The sequence below is a fragment of the Kribbella sp. VKM Ac-2566 genome, assembly GCF_004366005.1.
GTDB lineage: Bacteria > Actinomycetota > Actinomycetes > Propionibacteriales > Kribbellaceae > Kribbella > Kribbella pratensis.
In genome coordinates, this window is sequence record NZ_SODT01000008.1 from 170863 (window position 1) to 195717 (window position 24855).

The 24855-nt window shown below is 68.5% G+C and carries 21 protein-coding genes; 4 read left to right on the forward strand and 17 right to left on the reverse strand.

What is annotated here, in order from left to right; translation table 11 throughout:
• The first annotated feature begins 27 nt into the window (after positions 1 to 27).
• Complete coding sequence (gene argG / locus EV647_RS03845) at positions 28 to 1461, forward strand: argininosuccinate synthase (protein ID WP_133998469.1); 1434 nt, start codon at positions 28 to 30, stop codon at positions 1459 to 1461.
• Positions 1462 to 1585: 124 nt separating this feature from the next.
• Here argG and EV647_RS03850 read toward each other — a convergent pair whose 3' ends face one another.
• From EV647_RS03850 to paaA, 6 genes are read right to left on the reverse strand one after another with little or no spacing between them, the layout of a single operon-like run.
• On the reverse strand, positions 1586 to 2185 hold the full coding sequence (locus tag EV647_RS03850) for a hypothetical protein (RefSeq protein ID WP_133998473.1): 600 nt from the start codon (positions 2183 to 2185) through the stop codon (positions 1586 to 1588).
• A gap of 27 nt (positions 2186 to 2212) precedes the next feature.
• Entirely contained in the window at positions 2213 to 3298 is a 1086-nt protein-coding gene (paaE, locus tag EV647_RS03855) for a 1,2-phenylacetyl-CoA epoxidase subunit PaaE (RefSeq protein ID WP_133998476.1), read from the reverse strand.
• Positions 3299 to 3808, reverse strand: a complete 510-nt coding sequence (paaD, locus tag EV647_RS03860; protein ID WP_133998479.1) for a 1,2-phenylacetyl-CoA epoxidase subunit PaaD — start codon at positions 3806 to 3808, stop codon at positions 3299 to 3301.
• Positions 3802 to 4536 (reverse strand): 1,2-phenylacetyl-CoA epoxidase subunit PaaC, encoded by a 735-nt coding sequence (gene paaC, locus EV647_RS03865; RefSeq protein WP_133998482.1) that lies wholly within the window; start codon positions 4534 to 4536, stop codon positions 3802 to 3804. Before paaC ends, paaD begins: the two co-directional genes overlap by 7 nt.
• Entirely contained in the window at positions 4533 to 4844 is a 312-nt protein-coding gene (paaB, locus tag EV647_RS03870; protein ID WP_133998486.1) for a 1,2-phenylacetyl-CoA epoxidase subunit PaaB, read from the reverse strand. Before paaB ends, paaC begins: the two co-directional genes overlap by 4 nt.
• The gene (gene paaA / locus EV647_RS03875; RefSeq protein WP_133786285.1) at positions 4841 to 5749 is read right to left on the reverse strand and encodes a 1,2-phenylacetyl-CoA epoxidase subunit PaaA; all 909 of its coding nucleotides are present in this window, start codon (positions 5747 to 5749) and stop codon (positions 4841 to 4843) included. The genes paaB and paaA overlap by 4 nt, the downstream gene beginning before the upstream one ends.
• 162 nt (positions 5750 to 5911) lie before the next feature.
• On the opposite strand from paaA, the gene EV647_RS03880 reads away from it, so the two are divergent.
• From EV647_RS03880 to EV647_RS03890, 3 genes are all read left to right on the forward strand, one after another.
• Positions 5912 to 7096 carry a DUF418 domain-containing protein gene (locus EV647_RS03880; protein ID WP_238177019.1) on the forward strand — a complete coding sequence of 395 codons (1185 nt, stop codon included), beginning with the start codon at positions 5912 to 5914 and terminating at the stop codon, positions 7094 to 7096.
• Between the two features lie 18 nt (positions 7097 to 7114).
• The gene (locus EV647_RS03885) at positions 7115 to 7717 is read left to right on the forward strand and encodes a GNAT family N-acetyltransferase (protein WP_133998489.1); all 603 of its coding nucleotides are present in this window, start codon (positions 7115 to 7117) and stop codon (positions 7715 to 7717) included.
• Positions 7718 to 7838: 121 nt separating this feature from the next.
• Positions 7839 to 9536, forward strand: coding sequence for an alpha/beta hydrolase (locus EV647_RS03890; protein ID WP_133998492.1), 1698 nt, complete (start codon positions 7839 to 7841; stop codon positions 9534 to 9536).
• 370 nt (positions 9537 to 9906) lie between these two features.
• On the opposite strand, the gene EV647_RS03895 is transcribed toward EV647_RS03890, so the two are convergent.
• The 11 genes from EV647_RS03895 to EV647_RS03945 all read right to left on the reverse strand — a co-directional run bounded on the left by EV647_RS03895 (position 9907) and on the right by EV647_RS03945 (position 24842).
• A complete protein-coding gene (locus EV647_RS03895; RefSeq protein ID WP_133998495.1) occupies positions 9907 to 12417 on the reverse strand; it encodes a tetratricopeptide repeat protein in 2511 nt (836 codons plus the stop codon).
• A 109-nt stretch (positions 12418 to 12526) separates the two neighbouring features.
• Positions 12527 to 12970 carry a hypothetical protein gene (locus EV647_RS03900; protein ID WP_133998498.1) on the reverse strand — a complete coding sequence of 148 codons (444 nt, stop codon included), beginning with the start codon at positions 12968 to 12970 and terminating at the stop codon, positions 12527 to 12529.
• Position 12971: 1 nt separating this feature from the next.
• A complete protein-coding gene (gene dapB, locus EV647_RS03905) occupies positions 12972 to 13718 on the reverse strand; it encodes a 4-hydroxy-tetrahydrodipicolinate reductase (protein ID WP_202876033.1) in 747 nt (248 codons plus the stop codon).
• 46 nt (positions 13719 to 13764) lie between these two features.
• A complete protein-coding gene (locus EV647_RS03910; RefSeq protein WP_133998505.1) occupies positions 13765 to 15585 on the reverse strand; it encodes a hypothetical protein in 1821 nt (606 codons plus the stop codon).
• Between the two features lie 36 nt (positions 15586 to 15621).
• Positions 15622 to 16629 (reverse strand): ABC transporter ATP-binding protein, encoded by a 1008-nt coding sequence (locus EV647_RS03915; RefSeq protein WP_133998508.1) that lies wholly within the window; start codon positions 16627 to 16629, stop codon positions 15622 to 15624.
• Positions 16629 to 17630: an ABC transporter ATP-binding protein gene (locus EV647_RS03920; protein ID WP_133998511.1), complete on the reverse strand. Its 1002-nt coding sequence runs from the start codon at positions 17628 to 17630 to the stop codon at positions 16629 to 16631. Before EV647_RS03920 ends, EV647_RS03915 begins: the two co-directional genes overlap by 1 nt.
• Positions 17627 to 18526, reverse strand: a complete 900-nt coding sequence (locus EV647_RS03925) for an ABC transporter permease (RefSeq protein ID WP_131341838.1) — start codon at positions 18524 to 18526, stop codon at positions 17627 to 17629. Before EV647_RS03925 ends, EV647_RS03920 begins: the two co-directional genes overlap by 4 nt.
• A gap of 8 nt (positions 18527 to 18534) precedes the next feature.
• The gene (locus EV647_RS03930) at positions 18535 to 19461 is read right to left on the reverse strand and encodes an ABC transporter permease (RefSeq protein ID WP_133786276.1); all 927 of its coding nucleotides are present in this window, start codon (positions 19459 to 19461) and stop codon (positions 18535 to 18537) included.
• On the reverse strand, positions 19458 to 21041 hold the full coding sequence (locus tag EV647_RS03935; protein ID WP_238175124.1) for an ABC transporter substrate-binding protein: 1584 nt from the start codon (positions 21039 to 21041) through the stop codon (positions 19458 to 19460). The genes EV647_RS03930 and EV647_RS03935 overlap by 4 nt, the downstream gene beginning before the upstream one ends.
• Positions 21042 to 21402: 361 nt before the next feature.
• Positions 21403 to 23079, reverse strand: coding sequence for an ABC transporter ATP-binding protein (locus EV647_RS03940; RefSeq protein ID WP_133998517.1), 1677 nt, complete (start codon positions 23077 to 23079; stop codon positions 21403 to 21405).
• A complete protein-coding gene (locus EV647_RS03945; RefSeq protein WP_133998520.1) occupies positions 23076 to 24842 on the reverse strand; it encodes an ABC transporter ATP-binding protein in 1767 nt (588 codons plus the stop codon). The genes EV647_RS03940 and EV647_RS03945 overlap by 4 nt, the downstream gene beginning before the upstream one ends.
• Positions 24843 to 24855: the final 13 nt, after the last annotated feature.

The following is a 24855-nucleotide window of genomic DNA, read 5'->3' on the forward strand; positions in this document are numbered from 1 at the left end:
TCATTCAGAGTGGTGCATACTTTTCCTGTGTCCAAGGTGCTTACTTCTTTGCCGGTCGGTGAGCGGGTCGGGATTGCCTTCTCGGGTGGTCTCGACACGTCGGTTGCGGTTGCGTGGATGCGGGACAAGGGTGCGATCCCGTGCACGTACACCGCTGATCTCGGGCAGTACGACGAGCCCGACATCGGGTCGGTCCCCGGCCGCGCGACGGCGTACGGGGCCGAGATCACCCGGCTCGTGGACTGCCGTGCGGCGCTCGTCGAGGAAGGGCTCGCGGCGCTGGCCTGCGGTGCGTTCCACATCCGGTCCGGCGGGCGGACGTACTTCAACACCACCCCGATCGGCCGGGCGGTGACCGGCACGATGCTGGTCAAGGCGATGCTCGACGACGACGTCCAGATCTGGGGCGACGGCTCGACCTTCAAGGGCAACGACATCGAGCGGTTCTACCGCTACGGCCTGCTCGCGAACCCGCAGCTGCGGATCTACAAGCCGTGGCTGGACGCGCAGTTCGTGCACGAGCTCGGCGGCCGGAAGGAAATGTCCGAGTGGCTGGTCGCGCACGGCCTGCCGTACCGCGACAGCACCGAGAAGGCATACTCCACCGACGCGAACATCTGGGGCGCGACCCACGAGGCGAAGACCCTCGAGCACCTCGACACCGGGGTGGAGACGGTCGACCCGATCATGGGCGTCGCGCACTGGGACCCGGCGGTCGAGATCCCCGCCGAGGACGTCACGATCGGCTTCGTGCAGGGCCGGCCGGTGACGATCAACGGCAAGGAGTTCGGTACGGCGGTCGACCTGGTCCTGGAGGCCAACGCGATCGGCGGCCGGCACGGGCTCGGCATGTCGGACCAGATCGAGAACCGGGTCATCGAGGCGAAGAGCCGGGGCATCTACGAGGCGCCCGGGATGGCGCTGCTGCACGCGGCGTACGAGCGGCTGGTGAACGCGATCCACAACGAGGACACGATCGCGAGCTACCACAACGAAGGCCGCAAGCTCGGGCGGTTGATGTACGAAGGCCGTTGGCTCGACCCCCAGGCGCTGATGGTCCGGGAAGGGCTGCAGCGGTGGGTCGGTACGGCGGTGACCGGCGAGGTCACGCTCCGGCTCCGGCGCGGCGAGGACTACTCGATCATCGACACCACCGGGCCCGCGCTCAGCTACCACCCGGACAAGCTGTCGATGGAGCGGATCGAGGACTCGGCGTTCGGCCCGGTCGACCGGATCGGCCAGCTGACCATGCGGAACCTGGACATCGCGGACTCGCGCGCGAAGCTGGAGCAGTACGCCGGTCTCGGCATGTTCGGCTCGTCCAACCCCGCGCTCGCGTCGTCCACCGAACTGATCGGCGAACTCCCGACGGGCGGCGCCGAAGCCATCGCCTCCCGCGGCGAGGCCACCGAGGAGGACGAGCTCCTCGACCGCGCCGCCATGGAATCCGGCACGGACTGAGTCACCCCCAGAGTCACCCCCCAGAGTCATCCACAGAGTTTCAGTCGCAGGCCGCGGTTAACGGCATCCCGTGAGATGCAACCGCGACCTCGCGACTGAGCAGTCTGGATCGGCCAGGCTCCGGTCAGTGGCGGAGTTGTCCGCGCGTGGCCTTGGTCCGGTCGGCCGGCTTCGCGGCGACGTCCTCGGCTGCGCCGGAGGTGCTCCGCGGTGGGGCGCCGGGCGGCGTCAGGCCGGCGCCGGCCTGACGACGGATGTCCGCCAGCTCCACCTGCAGCAAGTGCGCCCGGCCGGCGGCGCCACCCAGCACCAAGCCCGCCTGTCCCGCGGCCTGCTGAGCCAGGTCCTTGTACTGCCCGCGAAGAAGGTGATCGGCTCCCTGTCCGACGAGGTCACCCAGCCGGCCGTTGGCGGTCTGCACGGTCAGCTGCGAGACAGTCCTGGCGACGACCAGCGCGGCCTGCTCAGCGGCTGCGGAGCGTTCGTCGGCGGGCAACGCGTCGAGGTGCCGATGCGCGTCGATGTTCGCCTGAACGGCCGTCTGCAGACGGTGCCCAGGAGCCGCTGCGGACATCCGCTCCACGATCCCGTCCGCCGGCTGACCGTCCGCGAACTCGCGGGCGACCTCGGCCAGGAACGCGGGCCTCATCGTGTTCTCCACCGTCGCGATGAACTCACGTTCTTCGGTCGTGATCGGGCGCGGGGCGGGAATGGGTACGGCCATGCTCGGAAGTGAAGCAGATCGGTGGGGTCAGGCGTCGAAGTCCAGGGTGACGGTCGGGGTGGTCGGGTGGGACTGGCAGGTGAGGACGTAGCCGGCGCGGATCTCGTCGGGTTCCAAGGCCCAGTTCGTGTCCATCCGGACGCTGCCGTCGAGGACCTTGGCGCGGCACGTGCCGCACACTCCGCCCTTGCACGCGAACGGAGCATCGGACCGTACAGCGAGAGTCGCGTCCAGCACCGCCTTCGAGTGCTCCCCCAGCGCGAACGTCGACCGGCGGCCGTCGAGGATCACCGTCACCTGGGCCGCGTCTTCGTCGACGGCGGCCTCCTCGATCGGCGCCTTCGGAGCCTCGTCGCCGACATGGAACAGCTCGGCGTGGACGTGTTCGCGTGCGACCCCCTCGGACAGCAGGAGGTCCTGCGCGCCGACGACCATCGCGTACGGGCCGCACAGGAACCACTCGTCGACGGTGTCCGGCGGGAGGATCGTCGCGAACATTCGCCGCAGGCGGTCCGCGTCGATGCGGCCGCTGAAGAGCTCCACCTCGGTCGTCTCGCGCGACAACACGTGCACGAGGTGCAGGCGCTCGGCGTACCGGTCCTTCAGGTCGGCCAACTCGTCGGCGAACATCACCGAGCCCGCGGTCCGGTTGCCGTACAGCAAGGTCACCCGGCTGGCGGGTTCGATCGCGAGGACCGTCGCGACCAGCGACAGGACGGGCGTGATTCCGCTGCCCGCGGCAACGAACGCGTAGTGCTTCGCGTTGGCGGCGTCGAACGTCGTACCGAAGCGGCCGAGCGGGGTCATCACCTCGAGCTCGTCGCCGACCTTCAGGTCCTTGGCGGCGTACGACGAGAACTCGCCGCCGGGGAGGCGCTTCACGCCGATCCGCAGCACGCCTGATCCCGCGGGCGAGCAGATCGAGTAGCTGCGGCGTACCTCTTCTCCGGTACGGCGGATCGTGAGGTGCTGGCCCGCGGTGAACTCGTACTCGTCCGCAAGCTCCGGCGGTACGGCGAAGGTGATCGCGACCGCGTCGTCGGTGACGGGCTCGATCGCGGCGACCTTCAGCGAGTGGAACGTTGCGCGCCTGCGAGGGGCGATGGTCGTCATCTAGATCGCCTTGAAGTGATCGAAGGGTTCGCGGCAGGAGTTGCAGCGCCAGAGCGATTTGCAGGAGGTCGAGCCGAAGCGGCTGAGCTCCGAGGTGTTGGGCGAGCCGCACAAGGGGCAGCGGATGCTCAACTGCAGCAGGACCGGGGCGTTGGCCCGGGACTGGGATGGAGGGAAGGGGGCGGGGGCGCTCGTGCCGGGTGGCGGGGCGATGCCGTAGTCCGTCAGCTTCGCCTTTCCTGCTTCCGTCATCCAGTCGGTCGTCCACGGCGGCGACAGGACCGTCTCGACCCTTCCGTGGACGTGCAACGCCTGGAGTGTCAGTTCGACCTCGTGGCGGATCAGGTCCATGGCGGGACAGCCGGAGTACGTCGGGGTGATTGTGACGACGACCTCGTCGCCCTCGTGCCGCACACCGCGCAGTACGCCGAGATCCGCGATCGTGAGCACCGGCACCTCGGGATCCACGACCTCGCCGACGGCCTCGAGGATCGCCGCGTCGGTCACCATGTCGCACCCGGATGCGAACGCGCCACGTGCTGCAGTTCGGCCAGCAGATAGCCCATGTGCTCGGTATGACGACCCGAACGACCGCCGGAGTGCTGGTACGACGATGTCGGCCGCTCACACGTCGACTCGTCGATGACCGCCGTCACGCGCCGGGTCCACTCCTCCTCCAGCGTGGACGGATCGACGGCGACCGACAGCTGCCGTACGACGTCGTCCGACGCGAACATCTCAGCGGTGTAAGGCCACAGCGCGTCCAGCGCAGCTTGCATCCGCCGGTGGCTCTCCTCGGTCCCGTCGCCCAGCCGCAGCACCCACTGCGTCGCATGGTCGACGTGGTACGCCACCTCCTTGACCGCCTTCCCCGCCACACCGGCCAGCGTCTCGTCGGCACACGACCGCAGCTCGTCGTACAGCAAATGCTGGTACGTCGCGAAGTACAGCAACCGTGCCATTGCGAACGCGAAGTCGCCGTTCGGCAGCTCGCACAACTGCAGGTTCCGGAACTCGCGCTCGTCCCGGAAGTACGCGAGCTCGTCCTCGGTGCGGCCGTCCAGCGAGCCGGCGTACTGCAGCAGCGAACGCGCCTGCCCCAGCTGGTCCAGCGCGATGTTGCCGAGCGCAACATCCTCCTCGAGCTGCGGCGCGGCCGCGATCCACTCGCCGGTGCGCTGCGCCGCGATCAGCGCGTCGTCACCGAGGCGAAGCGTGTATTCGAGCAGGTCGTTCACAGGTGCTCGACGCCTTCCGGGACCTCGTAGAACGTCGGATGCCGGTACACCTTGTCGCCGGCCGGGTCGAAGAACTCGTCCTTCTCGTCCGGCGAAGACGCAGTGATGTCCGACGCCCGCACCACCCAGATCGACACGCCTTCCTGGCGGCGGGTGTACACGTCCCGCGCGTTCCGCAACGCCATCGTCGCGTCCGGCGCATGCAGGCTCCCCACATGCGTGTGCGACAGCCCGCGGCGCGACCGCACGAACACCTCGTAGAGCGGCTCGACGCTGTGCTTGCTGATGAACTCGCTCCGCTCGTTCATGCGGCCTTCACCGCCTTCTTGGCCGCATAAGCGGCCGCGGCCTCGCGGACCCAGGCGCCGTCCTCATGCGCCTTCACGCGATGCGACAGCCGCTGCTGGTTGCACGGACCGTTGCCCTTCACCACGTCGTACAGCTCGGTGTAGTCGGGCTCGGTGAACCGGTAGTGCCCGTCCTCGTACACCAGTCCGTCGTCAGGGACGCGCAGCCCGAGTACGTCGGCCTGCGGCACGGTCATGTCCACGAACCGCTGCCGCAGCTCGTCGTTGCTGTGGCGCTTGATCCCCCACGCCATCGACTGCTCCGAATGCGTCGACGCCGCGTCCGGGGGGCCGAACATCATCAGCGACGGCCACCACCAGCGGTTCAAGGCGTCCTGCGCCATCGCCTTCTGCGCCTCGGTGCCCTTCGACAACGTGTACAGGATCTCGAACCCCTGCCGCTGGTGGAACGACTCCTCCTTGCAGACCCGCACCATCGCCCGCGCGTACGGCCCGTAGGAGCAGCGGCACAGCGGGACCTGGTTGACGATCGCCGCGCCGTCGACCAGCCAGCCGATCGCACCGATGTCGGCCCAGGTCAGCGTCGGGTAGTTGAAGATGCTGGAGTACTTCTGCTTGCCGCTGTGCAGCAGGTCGAGCAGGTCCGCGCGGTCCACGCCGAGCGTTTCCGCGGCGGCGTACAGGTAGAGACCGTGGCCGGCCTCGTCCTGCACCTTCGCCATCAGGATCGCCTTGCGGCGCAGCGACGGCGCGCGACTGATCCAGTTGCCCTCCGGCTGCATGCCGATGATCTCGGAGTGCGCGTGCTGCGCGATCTGCCGGATCAGGGTCTTGCGGTACCCGTCCGGCATCGCGTCCCGCGGCTCGATCCGGCCGTCGGCGTCGATGGTCGCCTGGAAGTCCATACCAACAGCATATGTGACACTTTTTCTCAGAATCAACAACAGGTGTCACAAAGGTGGTGCTGGACCCACCCAGGAAGTGGGTTTGACGCACTGGGGACGGCGGGTCGGGGTCGCGAGGATTGAGCCAACAGCTCAACCCTTCCACAGTTTTCGGAGGACCCCGTGACTACAACCACCCTCCCGGCCGTCGATCATCGCGGCCCGGTCACCGGCCGGGAGCGTGCGCTCGCACCCGACCTGATCCGGGGCGCGATGCTGCTGCTGATCGGCCTGGCGAACAGCGCCAACTTCGCGTTCGCCGGCCAGCCCGGCGTGGAGAGCGCGCCGCACGGCTTCGAGCGCATCCTGAACTTCCTCAAACTCACCTTCGTCGACGCCCGGGCGTACCCGGTGTTCGCGGTGATGTTCGGCTACGGCCTCGTGCAGCTGGCCCGGCGGCAGCGGTCCTCGGGCGCCACCACCGGTGCTGTCCGGCGGATCCTGCTCAAGCGCAACGCCTGGCTGATCGGCTTCGGCGTCGTCCACGCGACGCTGCTGTACTTCGGTGACTTCCTCGGCGCCTACGGCATCGTGGGCATCATCTGCACGCTGTTCCTGCTCAACCGCGGCGACAAGTTCCACCGGATCGTCCTCGCGATCTGGGCGTTCATGGCCGTCGAGGTCTTGTTCGTCGGGGCCAAGGCCGCGCTCGCGATCGTCAACAGCTCCGGCCCCGCGCACGCGCTGACGAACTCCCCGAACCCGTCACTGGCCGCTTCGTCCTACCTGGGCAGCCTGGTCGACCGGCTGCACGAGTACCCGCTGCACGCCGCGAGCGTCATCCCCTTCATCATCATCGTCTGGCTCGGCATCTGGGCCGCCCGCAAGCAGATCCTGGAGAACCCGGGCGCCCACAAGACCCTGCTCACCCGGGTGGCAGTCGGCGGTCTCGGCCTCACCGTCCTGGGCGGCCTGCCGCTCGCGCTGGTCGGAGCCGGCTGGATGCACGTCGACGAGAGTGCGGTGGACGCGCTGAGCCTGCTGTCCCACGTGTCCGGCATGTTCGGCGGACCTGGGTACGTCGCTCTGTTCGGCCTGCTCGTCCTGCGGATCCGCAAGCTGTCGCTGCCGGTCCGTGCGATCTCCGCACTTGGTCAGCGCTCGCTGTCCGGGTACCTCTTCCAGTCGGTGTCGTGGATGATCCTGCTGGCGCCGTTCACGCTGGACCTGCGGTTCGGAAGTACGGCGTACACCGCGGCGCTGGTCGCGATCGGTGTCTGGGTCATCTCGGTCGCCGGCGCTTATCTGATGAGCCGGCGTTCGTACCGCGGTCCGGCCGAGACCCTGCTGCGCAAGCTCGTGTACTGACTTGCGAGGATTGCGTTCATGAGTGACTTCGGCGTACCGGAACCGGCCAACCTCTCGGATCTGTCCGGCGACACCCCGGTAGCTGAAACGAGCGTGCGGCTCGCACTGCCCGCGGAGGCAGGAGAGATCGGCGAGATCCAGGTCGCGGCCTGGCGTACGGCGTACGCCGGGCTGCTGCCGGCCGATGTCCTCGCCGATCTCAACCCGGCGCAGTTCGCGGCCCAGTGGCGGGCTGCGCTGCTCGCTCCGGGCGAGGCGCGGAACCGGGTCATGGTCGCGCTGGCCGGCCGCACGCTGGTCGGCTTCGCGGCCATCACACCGTCCGACGACCCGGACGGCGACCCGCAGCATGACGCGTTGATCGCCGAGCTGGCGGTCAACCCGGAGGCGACCCGCGCCGGCCACGGCTCCCGCCTCCTGAACGCCGTCGTCGACACGGTCCGCGCCGACGGCTTCCGCCGGGTCACCGTCTGGGTCAACTCGACCGACGACGTACTCCGCGCCTTCTACACCGAGGCCGGCTGGGCCCCCGACGGCGCCCACCGCGAACTCGACCTCTACGGCGACGAGTCCGTCCGCATCAAGCAGATCCGCCTCCACACCGACCCCGGCACGGAGTAATCCCCCGCGGCCAATAGCAGGTCGCCGATCGGCGACGGGCCGGGGGTGGTGCTCGACGGCCACTGGTGGGCATGACAGATTGTCACGGACCGATCACGCATGGCCATCCGCTGGAGTCTGCATGAAGTACCTCACCCTGGCCGTCGGCCTGGGCCTGTCCGCTGCAGCCGTTCTCGTCGTTCCCGGTTCCGGTGCGACCGCCTCGACGCAAGAGGCGACCGTTGTCGACAAGCCACATCAGGTGGCGACCAAGTACCTCGAGCAGAAACCGCGCTGGTCGGAGTGCGGCGACGCCGAGCTCCGCACGTACTGCGCGAAGATCACCGTCCCGCGCGACTGGGCCAACCAGTACGCCGGGAACGACCTGCAGATCGCGGTCAGCAAGGTCGCGCCGGCCAAAGGCAAGCCGAGCCGGGTCGTGTTCGGCAACCCCGGCGGACCCGGTGGCGCCGGCCTCGGAATGGCGCCGTACCTCGCGAGCCAGGGACCGCTCGCCAAGGACCACCTCGCCGTCGGCTTCGACCCGCGCGGCACCGGCGGCAGCTCGAACGTGAGCTGCGACGGCGCCCCCGCGTTCACGATGGACGCGCGCGACCGCGCTCCCGCGACCCGCGACCTGATCGCCGAGGCCTCGGAGATGACGCAGACGTACTGCGACCAGCAATCCCGCGGTCTGCTCCCCTATATCACCACCGCGCAGACGATGCAGGACATGGACCTGATCCGGCGGCTGCTCGGCTTCGACAAGCTGGACTACGTCGGGTACTCCGGCGGCACCTGGCTCGGGGCGTACTACCAGACCTACTTCCCCGAGCACGTCGGCCGCTTCGTGCTGGACTCGAACACGGACTTCACCAAGGGCTGGCTGGACACGTTCGTCAGCCAGCCGCGGGCGTTCGAGCGCCGGTTCCGCGAGGACTTCGCGCCCTGGGCGGCCAAGTACGACGACCAGCTGCACCTCGGTTCGTCACCGGCTGCGATCATCCGCCTGTACGAACGGTTACGACGGGCCCTCAAGGAGCAGCCCGCGACCGAGGAGTTCCTGGACGGCGCGGTCAACGTCAGGTACGACGAGAACACCCTCGACCTGATGGTGACCGGGGATATGTACTCGAAGCTCGACTTCCATTCCCTCGCGGCCGACCTGCTATTTCTCCGTGACCTTTCCGCGGCGCAGGCAAAGGGCGGTCCGCGGGCCGCGCAACGCAAGGTCGACGGGCTCTCGAAGGCCCGCCAGCAGCAACTGGTCGAACGCGCCGGCCGGTCCCCCGTGGGCCTCCGGATGCTCGGTGAGGACGACGCCGAGGACGCGACGTTCACCGCCATCACCTGCAACGACACGGTCTGGCCGCAAGGCCGCGAGTACGGCGAACAACTCGCCGCCCGTCTCGGTCCGCACTTCCCGCTGGTCGGCTGGACGATGTCCGAGAACCCCTGCTTCTACTGGGACCGTCCGAACCTGACCATGCCGACACCGACCGGCAAAGGCTTGCCCACAACGCTGATGGTGCAGTCCGTGCACGATCCCGCGACCAGCTACAGCCTCGCTGCGGCGGCCCACAGCCGGTACGCCGGTTCGCGGCTGCTGACTGTCACGCGCGAAGGCGACCACGGCATCTACGGCGGTGTGAACCGCTGCGCGGACCGGATCGTCAACACGTTCCTCACCACCGGGGTCGCGCCGGCCAAGGACGTGAGCTGCGCCGGCGAAGGCATCCCCGCACCAGTGGCCGAGGAGCCCGGCCTCGACGAAGGCGCCGGTGCTCCTTTACGAAAGGTCGCCGGATTCACAAAAGCTGTTTCCGGCTATCTGCCGTGACGAGCGCCTGAAAGCGGACTGCATTTCCCCTACGGACCGGCAGGTCGCGGTCACGGTCGGCGAAATCCGGCCGGGGATTTCGTTGTCAGGACAAATTTGTCAGGGCGATGTCAGGGTTGCGTCCCTGTGCGACGCAGCGTGATCACGGCACTCTTGAGGTAGCGCGGAGGAACCGATCGTCGACTGGGAGGGCCCGACGACTGGTGACCATCGCGGACGTGGCTTCGGCCGGCTGTGAGTGGGGGGACTGCCTGGGGGGTCAGACAGAGGACACAGCCGGCCGGGCCACGAATCTGGATCCGCGCCCTCAGATCCCTCGCGGGGCATCGTCGATCCCCCAGGTCGTGGTGCTCCGCGAGGCACGCCCGGTTCAGAACGGATCGCGCGTCCGCTCCGCCGGTGTAGCTCCTGAGCTGGATTCCGGCGGCGGGTAACCGTCCGCAACCGCGGCCAGTGGCGCCGCGCGGCCGGCCGACCAAGCCGCCCGGAAGGCCCGCCGCTCGAGCGACGCTTCGACCGCGGCTCGCGTGGCCTCGCAACCGGCCTTCTCGATCTCCGGCACCGGCGCCCCGATGACCTCGCGGACTCCGTCGGCGGCACCGAGCAGAAATGCGGCGTACTCGCTGCGCTCGCGTTGCTGTGCGACCGCGGCGAGTTCCTCCAGCACACTGGCCGACCGCCACCGGTCCCCCAGATCCCGATGCTCGGCCAGGCTTTCGTCGAGCAGGTGTACGGCGCGGTCGGTCAGGCCACGCCGGCGTTCGACGATACCGAGCTGGTTCAGCGACCAGGCGGCACCCTCGCGATATCCGAGCCGTTGCGACAGCGCGAGGCTCTCCTGCAGCAGATCCTCGGCCTCGACCAGTTCACCGCCGTACTGCGCGATGGCGCCGAGGCTGATCAGCGACCAGGCGAGTCCTTCGCCGTCACCGACGGCCCGGAAGCTGTCGCGAGCTCGCCGGCACCGGCGCGCGCCGATCTCGAGGTCGCCGCGGAGCCAGGCCACGAAGCCGAGGTAATTGTGCGCCCAGGCCATTCCGACCCGGTCGCCGAGACTCTCGTACAGGTCGTAGCTCTCGCAGTGCAGGTCCTCCGCCGCTTCGTAGTCGCCCCGTTCGCGTGCGACACCGCCGAGTCGTTGCAGCACCAACGCAGCGCCGGACGTGTCGCCAAGCTCCTTGTACTGCCGCAAGGCGGTCTTCAGTCGCTCGGTCGCGGCGTCGTACTCGCACTGGAGGAACGCCAGTGTCCCGGCGCCCAGGTTGGCCTTCGCATACACCGGCGCGAGCTCCGCGATCCGTTCGGGCGGCACCGACTCGCCGAGTTGCAGGGCACGCTCGAGCCACTGGCTGCCCTCGGCGTAGTGCCCGCGAAGGTAGCAGAACAGCCACAGCCCACCGGCCAGTCGCAACGCCTCGTCGATCGAGCTGGTCCGCAGCGCCCACGCCATCGCGGACCGCAGGTTCGCGAGCTCACCGTCCAACCGGTCGAGCCACTCCCCCTGCTCCGGTCCACGCAGCCGGCTCTCCGAATCCTCGGCCAGGCCGACGTAGTACTGCGCATGCCGCGCGGCGGCGTCGTCCGTCTGTCCAGCGGCCCGCAGGCGATCGGCCGCGAACTCCCGGATCACACCGAGCATGTAGTACCGGGCGACGCCTTCGCGCCTGGTCACCCGGATCAGCGACTTGTCGGCCAGCCGCCCGATGAGGTCGAGAGCCTCGACCCGGGTCGCGGCACCGGGCATGACCGCTGCCGCCGCGCCCAGCGTCCAGCCGCCGGCGAATACCGACAGCCGCGCGAACACGTCCCGCTCGGCCTCGCTGAGCAGTGCATGGCTCCACTCGATCGCGCCGTACATCGACTGCTGGCGAGGTGACGCGGTGCGTGGACCGCCGGCCAGGATGCCGAACGACGTGTCGAGCTCGCTCGCGAGTTCCTCGATCGTCATCACGTTCGTCCGCGCCGCGGCCAGCTCGATCGCGAGCGGCATCCCCTCCAGGCGGCGTACCACGCGCGCGACCTGGTCGAGCTCGCCGGCCGGGTCGTAGCCGCGGGCGATGGCGCGTTCGACGAACAGCCGCACCGCTTCCGACGACGTCAACCGGTCCTCGTCGTGCGGCAGGGACAGGGCGGGTACGACGTACACGCTCTCTCCCGCCAGCCGCAGCAGCTCCCGGCTGGACGCGAGGATGGACAGGTTGGGGCAGGACTCGAGCAAGATCGAGCAGACCTGCCCGACCGTCGCGACCTGGTGCGAGCAGTTGTCGAACACCAGCAGCATCGTGCTCCGGCCGATCTGCTCGGCGATGTCCTCGACCAGCCGGGTGCTTTCCTGCCGATGCATGCCGATCGACGCGGCGACGGCGAGAGCGACCGCGGCGGAGTCGGTGACCGACGCGAGCGGCACCCAGCAGACGCCGTCGGGGAACTTGTCCGCCACGTCGCCGGCGAGTGCCAGGGTGAGGCGGGTCTTGCCGACACCACCTGGTCCGGTCAAGGTCAGCAAGCGAGTCAGTCGCTGCCCGAGCAGGCGCGTCGTCGCGGTCAGCTCGGTCGTCCGTCCGATCAGCTCGTTGGCCGGCGCGGGTGGTTGCCGCATCGGTAGGCGAACCGAGCCGGCCTCCTTGCGGGCTGTCGCGGTCAGCAGGGCCCGCTCCGGCTCACCGAGCTTCAGCGCGTCCGCGAGCAGACGCAGCGTCTGCGCCCGCGGCGCACGCCTGCGTCCTCGCTCCAACGCCGCGATCGCGTCGACGCTGAGACCGGCTCGTTCGGCCAGCGCTTCCTGCGACAGCCCCGCCTCGCGTCGGTGCCGGCGCAGTAGCCCGCCGAACCCAGCCCCCTGTACGTCGCCCGTGCCGCGGCGAGATCCGTCTGATGGCACAGGACGGCCCCACCCAGTCTCCGACCTTTACGTGGCGGCTGCCACGTACCTGCGAAAATATCGCGTTCCACACCCAGTTGTCAGTTATCCCGGGGAACTGCCCCGGAACTCATGCGGTCCGGCCGTGGTGCGCGATAGCCGTTCGCATGGCCTCGCGGGCCCGTTTCCGGTCCCCTGCGGCGTCGTACGCCGTCGACAGCCGGAACCACACCCGCCAGTCGTCGGGGGCCGCTTCCGCCTCTGACTTGTACCGTCCGAAGGCCTCGTCCGCCGCTGCCCGGTCCACCCGGCCCGACGGCCGGCGCGGCAGATCGTCGACCGGCAGACCGCCGGCCGCCTCCAGCTCACGTGCCAGCACCTCGGTCCGGCGGCCGAACTGGATCTCGCGCCAGACCAGATACGCGCCGACCAGCGGGATCACCAGGACCGCGAGCCCGAGCACGACCGGCACCGGCGTACCGACCTTGATCAGCAGAACGCCCCGCCAGCCGATCAGCACGGCGTACGCGACGAACACGACCGCCAGGACGAACGCGGTCTGCTTGGCTCTCATTTCAGGAGAGGTCCATGAAGTGCTCGAGCCCGACGGTCAGACCGGGCGCGCCGCCGATCCGCCGTACGCCGAGCAGGACGCCGGCCATGAACGAGACCCGGGCCATCGAGTCGTGGCGGATCGTCAGCGTCTCGCCCTCGTCGCCGAACAGCACCTCCTGGTGCGCGATCAGGCCACGCAGCCGGACTCCGTGCACCCGGATCCCCTCGACGTCCGCGCCGCGGGCGCCCTCGAGTGCCGTCGTGGTCGCATCCGGGATCGGGCCCGAGCCGGCCTCCCGACGGGCGTCCGCGATCAGTTCCGCCGTACGCCGGGCCGTGCCGGACGGAGCGTCCACCTTGTCCGGGTGGTGCAGCTCGACGATCTCGACCGACTCGTAGTACGGCGCGGCCTTCGCGGCGAACTGCATCATCAGCACGGCCCCGATCGAGAAGTTCGGCGCGATCAGTACGCCGGTCTCCGGGGCCTTCTCCAAGAGACCGCGAAGGGTGGCGAGCCGCTCGTCGTCGAAGCCGGTGGTGCCGACGACCGCGTGGATGCCGTGCTCGATGCACCAGGCAAGATTGTCCATCACGACCTCAGGCCGGGTGAAGTCGACGACGACCTCGGCGCCGGCCGCGGTCAGCGCGTCGAGCGCGTCGCCCTGGTCGAGCTGCGCGACCAGCTCACAGTCGGGAGCCTCCTCGACCGCGAGGCACGTCTGAGCGCCCATCCTGCCCTTGGCCCCCAGGACACCGACCTTGATCATGCGCAACCTTCCTGTCCGAACCCACGGCACCGAAGGCAACAGGATCTCATCCGGCCGCGTGGCCGGCCCGCTCGGCCTTCGGTATCCACACCTGCAGACCGATCGTCTGCCGCGCCGGGGCAAGTTGTTCGTAGTCCGCGTGAAAGTCCAGCCCGCAGACGCGCAGGGCGTTGATCTCGACGTCGGAGATCTCGCGGTTCAGGATGACGAGCGGCGGCCTGGACGGGCGCTCCCTGCGGCAGACCTCCTCGATACCGGCGGCGGTCCGCGCACGCTCCTTCGGCGCGATCCACGCCTCACCGAGCGGTCGACCGCCGAGCATCAGCACCAGGCCGGCCATCTTGTCGAACGCGAGCATCGGCCGCCCGGGCGGCTCGGTGTACGGGCGGAGATCGGCGGCCAGGCGGCTGAAGTTCTCCTCGGCCGGCGGCGACAGGTACAGGCCGTCCAACGCGGGGATCGTCGAGGCCGCGGTCAGCTGCGAGTGGCCGACAGAGCGATACGGGTACCGGAACAGGCCGGTGTACGCGATCGTCGATGTCGCGACCAGGGACCCGACCAGCACCAGTCCGACGGTCACCCGGGCCACGATCGGGGCCGCCCAGATGCCGGTCAGAACGGCGATCATGACCGCGGCCCAGGCGGCGAACGCGTTGAGGCCGATCGTGAAGAGCGGGGTGTTCGTGCCGAACGCCTGCACGAGCGGCAGCAGCACGAGCAGCGCGAGGATCACCCAGGTCCGCGTGTTCTCACGGCTGAGCCGGGAGCGGGGCGTGACGCCGAAGCGGCCCGCGATCACGGCGCCGGCTGCGGCCACGACGGCGACCAGTACGGCGGCCAGCAGGGTCTCGGCGTACATCAGGATGTGTTGCGAGCCGCCGACGGCGCCGTCGTCGACGATCACCCGTCGTACGGACAGGATCAGTGCCGCCAGGGCGAAGATCGCGGCGGCGATCCGGAGCCGGCGCCAGCGGGCGATGACCGCTACGGCGGTCGCGAGGAGCAGGAGGCCGTGCGCGCTCAGTGTCCGGCCGATCAGTTTGATCGTGCTCGACCAGTAGAGCTGCAGCAGCTCGGCCGGCGAGTACGACGTACCGGCGATGAACTTGTTGACGTCGAGGATGCCCGGCACGGCCACGTTCAGCCGGACCACGAAGAGCTGTACGACGAGGGCCACGAGGGCCAGGCCGCCGAGCGCGAAAAGGATGCCGCGGGCAACGGCTCGCCCGCCCTGGCCGGCCAGTACGACCACCGCGGTGATCACGATCAGTCCGATCACCACGACCGACGTCCACTTGGCCAGCACCATCATGCCGATCACCAGTCCGGCGACGACGAAGATCCAGGACGGGACCGGCGTACCGCGATCGACCGCGGTCGCCATCCACAGCACGCAGGACACCAGCGTCAGCGCGCCGAGCAGCACCACATCGTTGTAGCCGGGCGACTGCGGCAGCCAGCTGTAACACATCCCGCCCGCGGCGAGGATGACCGCCGTACCCGCGGCCTCCCACAGCCGGGTCGGTGGCAGCCCCGGCCGTCGCCCGCGCAGCCAGCGCATGAAGCTGTAGCCGAAGACGAGATGTACGGCGACCACCGTGAACAGCCGGAAGAACCGGAGTTTCACGATGTCGTACCCGAGCCACTCGAACACCGGGCCGTACAGATACTGCACACCGGTCAGCGCCAACGGGTTGCTGTCCCACCACCGGTACGAGAGCAGGTAGTAGCCCTCGTCGGTGATGTCGAACCCTTCGTTGGCGGCCCGGCCCGCGGTGAGAATCCACCACGCCGCCAGCCCGCCGGCCACGACGATCACCCCGGCAAGCAGGACGAAGCGTCTGCCTGCCGAGGAAACCGTACTCACGGCCGCAACCCTAGGCCATCACTCTGCAACTATTGCCTAGGCGTGGGAGTAGGCGGCCTGCGCATCCTCCGCGAAGTGGCACGAGACGGTCTGGCCGGACTTGATCTCCCGGAGCGCCGGTACATCGGTACTGCACTTGGCCTCCGCCCGCAGGCATCGGGTGTGGAACCGGCAGCCCGAAGGGGGCATGACCGGCGACGGCGGGTCACCGGCCAGCACGATCCGCTGCCGGCCCTGCCGCGCCAGACCGGGCTCTGCGGACAGCAGCGCCTGCGTGTACGGATGGGCGGGTACGTCGTACACGTGCTGGTGCTCGCCCAGCTCGGCGACCTTGCCGAGGTACATGACCGCGACCCGGTCGGAGACGTGCCGGACCACGGACAGGTCGTGGGCGACGAAGATGATGCTCAGGCCGAGCTCGCGCTGCAGCCGCATCAACAGGTTCACCACCTGCGCCTGCACCGACAGGTCGAGCGCCGACACGGGCTCGTCGCAGAGCAGTACGTCGGGGTTGAGCGCGATCGCCCGCGCGATCCCGATCCGCTGCCGCTGCCCGCCGGAGAACTGGTGCGGGAACTTGGTCTCGTCCTCGGGCCGCAGACCGACCAGCTCGAGCAGCTCGCGGACCCTGGTCCGGATATCGATGCCCTTGCCGACGTCGGGGTGCACCTCGAACGGCTCGCCCACGATCTCACCGACTCGCATCCGCGGGTTGAGACTAGAGTACGGGTCCTGGAACACGACCTGGACGTTGCGCCGCCAGCGCCGCAGCTCGCGGCCCCGGAGCTTGCTGACGTCCACACCGCCGTACTCGATCTGACCCGACGTCGGCTTCTCGAGTGCGGCGAGCAGCCGGACCAGCGTCGACTTCCCGCAACCGGACTCGCCGACGATGCCGAGCGACTCGCCCTTGCGCAGCGTCAGGTCGACGCCGTCGACCGCGCGGACGACGGTCTTGGCGCCGAAGTTCAGCGCCGGGCTGATGTCGTAATGCTTCACGACATCCTTTGCCACCAGCAACTCTTCTGAGGTCGATCCGGGCATCAGACAGCCTCCTTCGCGACGAGCGACGTACGGCGGATGCACGCGGCCTCACGTCCGGGCGCGATCGTCAGCAACGGCGGCACGTCGGCCGCGCAGTCGTCGACCGCGATCGGGCACCGGGTCCGGAACGCGCAGCCGGACGGGATCGCGTGCAGCGACGGCGGCGTCCCGGGGATGGTCGGCAGCTCGCGGCCCTTGAGCTCGGCCGACGGCATCGAACCCAGCAGCCCTTCGGTATATGGGTGTACGGGGTTCTCGAGAGCCTCGGCCGTCGCGGCCCGCTCGACCACGTGGCCGGCGTACATCACCACGACGTTGTCGGCGACGTCCGAAACCACGCCGAGGTCGTGCGTGATCAGCACCACGCCCATGTCCCGCTCGGCCTGCAGTTCCGCGATCAGCTCGAGGATCTGGGCCTGCACGGTCACGTCGAGCGCCGTGGTCGGCTCGTCGGCGATCAGTACGTCGGGATCCAGCGCGAGCGCCATCGCCAGCATCACGCGCTGCCGCATCCCGCCGGAGAACTCGTGCGGGTAGTCGCCGACCCGTTTCGCCGCGGCCGGGATCCGCACCTGGTCGAGCATCTCCGCGGCCTTCTTCATCGCGTCGCGCTTCGACATCCCGCGGTGCACCCGGTAGCACTCGGCGATCTGGGTCCCGACCGACTGCACCGGGTTCAGCGCCGACAGCGAGTCCTGGAACACCATCGTGATCCGGTCGCCGACGATCTTGCGGCGTTCCTTCGTGGTCATCTGGATCAGGTCCGCGCCGCGATACTCCGCCGTACCGGACACGATCCGGCCCGGCGGCATCTCCAGGATCCCGGTCAGTGCCTGCGTCGAGACGCTCTTCCCGGACCCGGACTCGCCCAGGATCGCCAGCATCTCCCCCGCCCGCACCTGCCAGGACACCCCGTCCACGGCCCGCACCGGGCCTCGCGGCGTATCGAACTCGACCGACAGGTTCTCGACCTTGAGCAGTACTTCGCCAGTAGCAGTCATCGCATGAGTTTCGGGTCGAGGGCGTCCCGGATGGAGTCGCCGATGATCATGAACGAGATCGTCATCGTGGAGATGAACAACGCCGGCCAGATGAACAGGTGCGGCGTGTCCCGGTACGACGCCGCGACGCCGAACTGCGAGCCCCACGAGATCGACGGCGGTTGCAGCCCGACCCCGAGGAACGTCAGCGCGGCCTCGAGCCCGACCATGCCGCCGATGCCGAGCGTGGTCATCGCCAGCAGCGGCGCCATCGCGTTCGGGAACACGTGCTTGCGCAGGATCCGCACCGGCGGCACGCCGATCGACCGGGCCGCGAGAACGTACTCGCGATTGCGGACCGAGAAGACCGTGGCCCGCATCAGCCGCATCCCGCCCGGCCAGCCGATCAGCAGGATGACGCCGACGATGATCCAGATGCTCCGGTTCGCGACCGAGTTCAGGATCACGATCAGCACCACGATGCCGGGGATCGAGAACAGTACGTCGGCGGTCCGCGAGATCAGGCCGTCCACGAAACCCGGGAAGTACCCGGCCAGCAGGCCGAGCGATCCGGCCAGCACGAACACGCCGAAACTCGCGCAGATACTGACCAGCACCGACGGCCGCGCGCCGTAGATGACATTGGCGAAGTAGTCGCAGCCCTGGATGTCGAACCCGAACGGATGCCCCGAACTGCGGCCCTGCCGGCTCTTGGCCAGTTCGCAGAACCGCGGATCGGCGGACGTGAACAGCTTCGGCACCGCCGCCATCGTGAAGAACCCGAGCAGCAGCAGGCTGCAGACGATGAACTGCGGCTTGCGCAGCAGGGCCCGGAGCAGCTCGCGGTTGGACAGGGTGCGGCCGTCGCCGAGTTCCTGCGCCTCGGCGCCGACCGCCGCGGAGATCTGTTCAGACATGGCTTACCTCAAACATTGCGCACCCTCGGATCCAGGACGCCGTACAGGAGGTCGATCAGCAGGTTGATCAGGATGAACGAGATGAACGCGAGCGTGGACAGCAGCACCACGACCCCGCCCTCCTTCAGCTTGATCGCCTGGAACATGAACTGGCCGAGTCCCGGCAGGTTGAAGATGCTCTCGGTGATGATCGCGCCGCCGAACATGCCGGCCAGGTCGAGCCCGATGAACGTGACCACCGGCAGCAGCGCGTTCGGCAGGATGTGCCGCCACAGCACCCGCTGCTCGCCCAGTCCCTTGGCCCGCGCGGTCTTCACGAAGTCGGCGTTCACCGTCTCCACGATCGACGTCCGCAGCAGCCGGGCCAGGCCGGCGAACCCGAGGACGCCGATCACCAGCGCGGGCAGCAGGTACGCGTGCGGGAACCCTTCCAGCACGCCGGACACCGGGAACCATTTCAGCTCGACCCCGAACAGGTACTGCGCGGCGAAGTACGCCACCAGTCCGGGCACCGCGAGCAGCACGAGTGTTGCCAGCAGCAACGACCGGTCGACCCAGCCGTTGCGCTTGAAGCCGGCGTAGATGCCGAAGAACAGTCCGAGCGTCCACTGCACGGCGTTCGCCAGCAGCGTCAGCTTCAGCGTCACCGGGATCCGCAGCCGGAGCTGGTCGGCGATATCCGCACCCGCGAACGTCGTACCGAAGTGCCCGGTGAGGATGTCCTTCATGCTCAGCAGGTACTGGACGATGAAGGGGTCGTCCAGGTGGTACTGCGCGCGCTTGGCGGCGAGCACCGCGGCGGGGATCGGCTTGTCGCCGGCCAGCTCCCGCAGGGGGTCTCCGGGCATCGCGAAGACGAGCGCGAAGACCCCCAGCGTCACCAGCACACCGATCGGTACCGCCGCCAGTGCACGGCGCAGGACGAAACGGATCACTTGAAGGTGGCCCAGAGCGCCGAGACGCCGACGAACTTCGAGACCCGCGGCTCGATCTTCGCCGAGTGCAGGTACGCGTTCGACTTCGTGTAGAGCGGGATCAGCGGCATGTCCTCGAGCGCGATGTCCTCGGCCTGCTGGTACAGCTTGATCGCCTTCTCCGGATCCGGTTCGGCGTCACCCTTGGCCAGTACGGCGTCCAGCGCCGGATTGGCGTAGCCGGCGAAGTTCGCGTCACCGTTGGACTTGAACATCGGCGTCAGGTAGTCCTCGATCGACGGGTAGTCGTGACCCCAGCCGCTGAAGCGCAACCCGTCCAGCTTGCGGCTGTCGGCCAGCTCGCCGATCTCCGATCCCTGCTTACCGGTGTACTTGACGGTCAGGCCGAGGTTCTGCCGGAGCATGTTGCCGATCGCCTCGGCGAAGATCTGGCCGGTCGCCGACGAGGTGTTGTAGTTGATGTTCACCGGGCCGGAGAAACCGCCGGCCTCCTGCAGCAGCTGCTTGGCCTTGGCGGCGTCGAAATCGCAGTACTTGCAGGCGTTGTCGCGGTACCCGGCCATGTCCGGCGCGACCAGACCCTTGGCGGGCTCGGACAGGCCGACCAGGTCCGCGAAGGCCTTCCGGTCGATCGCCATCGAGAACGCGTGCCGCAGCTTCGGGTTCTTGAACCGGGCGTCCCAGGCCGGGATCACCAGGTAGTTGGCGCCGGAGCTGATGCTGGTCACCCATTGGTCGGGGGCGTCGGTCTTGAAGCTCTTCACCTTGGTCGGCGGCACATCGACGAAGTCCACGTTGCCGGCCAGGAACTCGTTGTACGCCGTGTCCGCGTTCGGGATGAACCGGTACGTGATCTCGTCGGCCTGCGGTACCAGCGGGCCCTTGTAGCCGTCCCACTTGGCCAGCTTGATGTCGTCACCGGCGTTCCAGTCGGCGGCGAGCTTGAACGGGCCGTTGCCGATCGGCTTGCGCTTGTACGCGTCCGGGTTCTTCCGCACTTCTTCCGGCAGCGGCGCGAGGCCGAGGTACTGCAGCGTCAGGCCGAACTGCGAGAACGGCACCTTCAGCTTGACCGAGAAGGTCAGGTCGTCGATCTGCTTCAGGCCGCTCAGCGCCTTCACCGCCGTCGGCTTCGGTGTGGCACCGTCCGGGGTCGGCGGGTTCAGGGCGTCGTACCCGTCGACCTTGGAGAAGAAGCCGTTGTTCTTCCAGGCGTTCGAGCCCATCGCGGTCATGTTCCAGCTGTCCACGTAGTCCTTCGCGGTCAGCGGCTGGCCGTTCTGGAAGGTGTTGCCGGCCTTCAGCTTGATCGTCCAGGTCTGGCTGGTCTTGTCCGGCGTGACCGAGTCGGCCATCACGTTCTGCAGCTTGCCGGTCTCCGGGTCCGTGGTCACCAGCGGGGCGAACATCGCCATCGCGACCTGGATGCCCGGACTGCCGTTCTCGTTCAGCGGGTTGATGTACTCCAGCGGGTCGGCAGCGATCGCGATGACCTCGCTCTTGCTGCCGGAGCCGCCGCCGGAGCCGCTGCTCTTGCCGTCTCCACACGAGGCGAGCACGAGAGCCAATCCCAGTGCCACCCCCACTACCCCACTCAGACGTCGCACGGTCAAACCAACTTTCCTCGGCGGGAGGGCCGCTAGGCGGGCGGATCAAGCGTCATGGTGGCTGGTCGAAACTGCACATGTCAACGTTGTCAGGCGCAAAGCGGCGGCGTGTAACTCAGGCGTTACTTTGCCAAGACCTCAGATGACCAGCCCACAGTTGCGGAGCGAGCGTCCACTTAATCAGATCAGTACGCCAGAGTCATCTGATGACAGGTCAGATCCTGGCAAAACTCATCTCTGCGCACAGTTGCGCACTCCGAGCACTTGTCAGCGGTAACCGGCCGCTTGCAGACTGTAGAGCTCGGCGTAGGTGCCGCCCGTTGTCATCAGTTCGTCATGCGTACCGCGCTCGGTCACGAGGCCCTTCTCCAGTACCACGATGAGATCCGCCGAGCGCACGGTCGAGAAGCGATGTGAGATGAGCAACGTGATCCGCACGTCCGGCCCGTGCCTCGGCGGCCAACCGGTCGAAGACGGCCGCCTCGGTCTGCGGGTCCAGTGAGGCGCTCGGTTCGTCCATGATCATCAGCAGCGGCGCCGGGCGGACGAGTGCGCGGGCGATCGCCAGCTTCTGCCATTGCCCGCCGGAGAGTTCGACGCCGTCGACCCACGAAGTACCGAGTTGGGTATCGAGGCCCTGCGGCAACGTGTCCACGAAGCTCGCGTCCGCCTTCGTGAGGGCGGTTCGCACTTGGTCCGGCGGCTCGGACAGTCCACCGACCGCGACGGCCTCGCCAACCGTCAGCTGGTATCTGACGAAGTCCTGGAAACCGGCGCTGACCTTCTGCCGGTACTCCTCGAGGTTCATCGTGGCGAGATCGACGCCGTCGACCAGCACCGCACCCGTGGCGGGCCGGTACACACCGGCGAGGAGCTTGACCAGGGTCGACTTGCCCGCGCCGTTCTCGCCGACGATGGCGACCGTGCGGCCGGCAGGGAGGAACAGGTCGGTCCCGGGGAGGGCGAGGCGATCTGAGCCGTAGCCGAAGGTGACCTGCTTCAGCTCGATGCCGCGCGTCAGACGATCCGGCGTCGGCACGGTGCCGGGTTCCTCTTCGGCCTGCTGTGCAAGCCAGAAGTAGTGCTCGGCCGTTGTGCGCACGCGCAGTACGGTTCCTGCGAGGTCGAGGACGCGGTTCGCCGCGCTCACCACGGCGCCGGCCAGTGCGAGGGCCAAGGCCACGTCACCTGGGGTGACACTCGCCTCATGAAGGATCAGCACCATCGCGGCGACGTACGCGAGCGGGAAGACCGCCCAGCCGACGGAGCCGATCAGGACCGAGCGGAAGAGCGCCTCGTGGGCGATTGAGTTGGCCTTGTCGGATGCGTCGCGGTGGTGCCTCAACAGCTCGTCGCCCATTGAGGCGACGTGTAGTTCCTGTGCCGACGTCGGGGCGACCGACAGCATGAACAGCTGTTGTGCGAGCCTGCGTTGCGAAGCGGCCTCCAGCTCCGATCGTCGGCGAATCCGTTCGGCCCGGCGGCTCAACCACAGCGAGGGAATCGCTACCAGCGGCAGCACCACGAGTATCGGCATCAGGTCCGCCAGCAGGACGGTGCTGATCACCAGTTGGGCCACGACGAACAGGCCGATGAACGGCATGGTGACGCTGTCCGCGAGATCCGGTGCCTCCCGCCGCAGTGTCTGCAGCCGGTCCAGGAACTCGGGTCGCTCGAAGTGCTGGATCTGCGGTGCACCGGCGGCCAGCCTCAGTACCCTGCGCTCGGCGACGAAGCTGGAGCGCTCGCGCATCCGGATCGTTGCCCAGCGATACCCGATCGGGGCCACCAGTACGAAGGTGAGCGCGACGCCGACCGCGATGCCTCCGGCAACTATCTGCCGCGGTTCGCTGGACACCACGCCGTCGACCAACGGCCGTACGCCGAGCGCGACGAGCAGCGGGCTGATGAAACTCGACATCGTGACGACTGTGTAGAGCGTGAACAGGCCGGGACCGATCTCCCAGCCGAGGCCGATCAGCAGACGCGCGGTGGCGACCCATGACTTCATTCCGGGCCTCCCTCGAAGCGAGCCGCCTGAAGGCGGAACAGGTGGGCGTAGGTGCCGTCTCGCTCGAGTAGCTCGTCGTGCGATCCCCGCTCGATCACCCTGCCTTCGTCGAGGACGACGATGGACGAGGCCTGGCGCACGGTCGAGAAGCGGTGCGAGATCAGGATCGTGGTCAGCCCTGCGGTCAGGTCGAGGAAACGCCGGTAGAGCTCGGCTTCGGAGCGGGCGTCCAGGTGCGCCGCCGGTTCGTCCAGTACCAGTACGGATGCACCCTGTTGGACGGCGTACAGCGCTCTCGCGAGGCCGAGCCGTTGCCACTCGCCGCCGGACAGCTCGACACCGCCGTCGAACTCCGCGGAGAGCACCGTCTCCCCGCCGTTCGGCAGCGCCTCGACGATGCTCTTCGCTCCTGCACGCTCGACTGCGATCCCAATGTCTGCGTCACCGCGACCGAACCGGACATTGGCGTGCGCCGACATCGGCAGCCGCACGGGCTGTTGGAAAACGACCGCCAGTCTGCGCCGCCAGTCGTCGGTGTCGAGGTCCTGCAGCTCGACGCCGTCGATCAGGACTGTGCCCTCGTTCGGTTCGTACAGACCGCAGAGCAGCTTGACGAGGCTGGTCTTGCCGGCACCGTTCGCGCCGACGACTGCGAGCGATTTCCCGGCCGGAATGACCAGGTCGAGGTCCTTCAGTACCCGCCGGTTCGTGCCCGGATAGCCGAAAGACACGTTGCGGAAGGCGATCTCGCGTTCCGGCATGCCGGTTGCCGGCTGCGATCCATGAGCGACTGTGGCCGTCGGTGCGATCGCGCCCATCGCCGCGTCGTACCGATCGAGGGTTGCGAGGGCGAGCTCCGTCTGCAGACCGGACCACGACGACTGCTGGATGCCGCCCAACGCGATCAGGAACGTCTGGACGTACGTCGCCGTCGGGCCGACGGCGAGGCGCCCGGCCATCGCCTCGCGGACCACGAGCACGATGCCGCCCAGCACGACAACACCCAGGAACGCAGTCGCAATCAGCGGACGACGGCCGGCCGGAGTCAGGACCCGCTGCATCGTCGCGGCCCAGGTCTCGCCATGGCGACCGACGACGAACTCCGGCAGTCCGAACAGGCGGATCTCCTTGGCGGCCGGCGGGGTGGTTCCCAAGTCGTTGAAGTACCGCATCCGGCGCGCCGACTCTGTCGCGCCGTAGTGGTGCCCCGCTTCGGTGCGGGACGCGACCCGGTCCTCGTACGCCGACCACACACCGGCCACGAGCAAACCCGCGCCGAGCCACCAATGGAATCCGGCGAGGATGACGCCCGAGGCCAGCAGAATGATCCGGCCGGTGGCCAATCCACCGATCGTGTTCGCGAGCCGGCCCGGCCGCGCCCAGTCCGCCCGCAAGGTGTCACGCCCAACTTCCACGAGCGCCGCCGTCGCAGGATCCTCCAAGTGCCGAACGCCGGTAGGCGCGGCCACAGCCCGCATCAACTCGTGCTGCAGCCGCGCATCCACCCGCTCCCCCAACGCAGTAGCCGCTGCCCGCTGCAACGCCCCACCGAGCCACTGCAGCAACAAACACACACCGGCCACCACAGCCCACCCCACCGCGTGATCCCGATCCCCCCGAGCAACCCCCGCAACCACCTGCCCCAGCGCCACCGCAGTCCCCACCGGCGCCCCAGCCGCCACCATCACCATGCCCGCCGTGAGCACCACCAGCCCGCGCCCCGCTCCCCAGGCGACGCCCGCAAACCGCCAGAGCCCACTCACCACCCAAGTCAAC

What these genes read in the sequence shown, in the direction of transcription:
- EV647_RS03850 (WP_133998473.1), bottom strand. Translation starts at nt 2,185, where the DNA reads ATGGCCGTACCCATTCCCGCCCCGCGCCCGATCACGACCGAAGAACGT.
- paaE (WP_133998476.1), bottom strand. Translation starts at nt 3,298, where the DNA reads ATGACGACCATCGCCCCTCGCAGGCGCGCAACGTTCCACTCGCTGAAG.
- paaD (WP_133998479.1), bottom strand. Translation starts at nt 3,808, where the DNA reads ATGGTGACCGACGCGGCGATCCTCGAGGCCGTCGGCGAGGTCGTGGAT.
- paaB (WP_133998486.1), bottom strand. Translation starts at nt 4,844, where the DNA reads ATGAACGAGCGGAGCGAGTTCATCAGCAAGCACAGCGTCGAGCCGCTC.
- paaA (WP_133786285.1), bottom strand. Translation starts at nt 5,749, where the DNA reads ATGGACTTCCAGGCGACCATCGACGCCGACGGCCGGATCGAGCCGCGG.
- EV647_RS03885 (WP_133998489.1), top strand. Translation starts at nt 7,115, where the DNA reads ATGAGTGACTTCGGCGTACCGGAACCGGCCAACCTCTCGGATCTGTCC.
- EV647_RS03890 (WP_133998492.1), top strand. Translation starts at nt 7,839, where the DNA reads ATGAAGTACCTCACCCTGGCCGTCGGCCTGGGCCTGTCCGCTGCAGCC.
- EV647_RS03900 (WP_133998498.1), bottom strand. Translation starts at nt 12,970, where the DNA reads ATGAGAGCCAAGCAGACCGCGTTCGTCCTGGCGGTCGTGTTCGTCGCG.
- dapB (WP_202876033.1), bottom strand. Translation starts at nt 13,718, where the DNA reads ATGATCAAGGTCGGTGTCCTGGGGGCCAAGGGCAGGATGGGCGCTCAG.
- EV647_RS03915 (WP_133998508.1), bottom strand. Translation starts at nt 16,629, where the DNA reads ATGCCCGGATCGACCTCAGAAGAGTTGCTGGTGGCAAAGGATGTCGTG.
- EV647_RS03920 (WP_133998511.1), bottom strand. Translation starts at nt 17,630, where the DNA reads ATGACTGCTACTGGCGAAGTACTGCTCAAGGTCGAGAACCTGTCGGTC.
- EV647_RS03925 (WP_131341838.1), bottom strand. Translation starts at nt 18,526, where the DNA reads ATGTCTGAACAGATCTCCGCGGCGGTCGGCGCCGAGGCGCAGGAACTC.
- EV647_RS03940 (WP_133998517.1), bottom strand. Translation starts at nt 23,079, where the DNA reads ATGAAGTCATGGGTCGCCACCGCGCGTCTGCTGATCGGCCTCGGCTGG.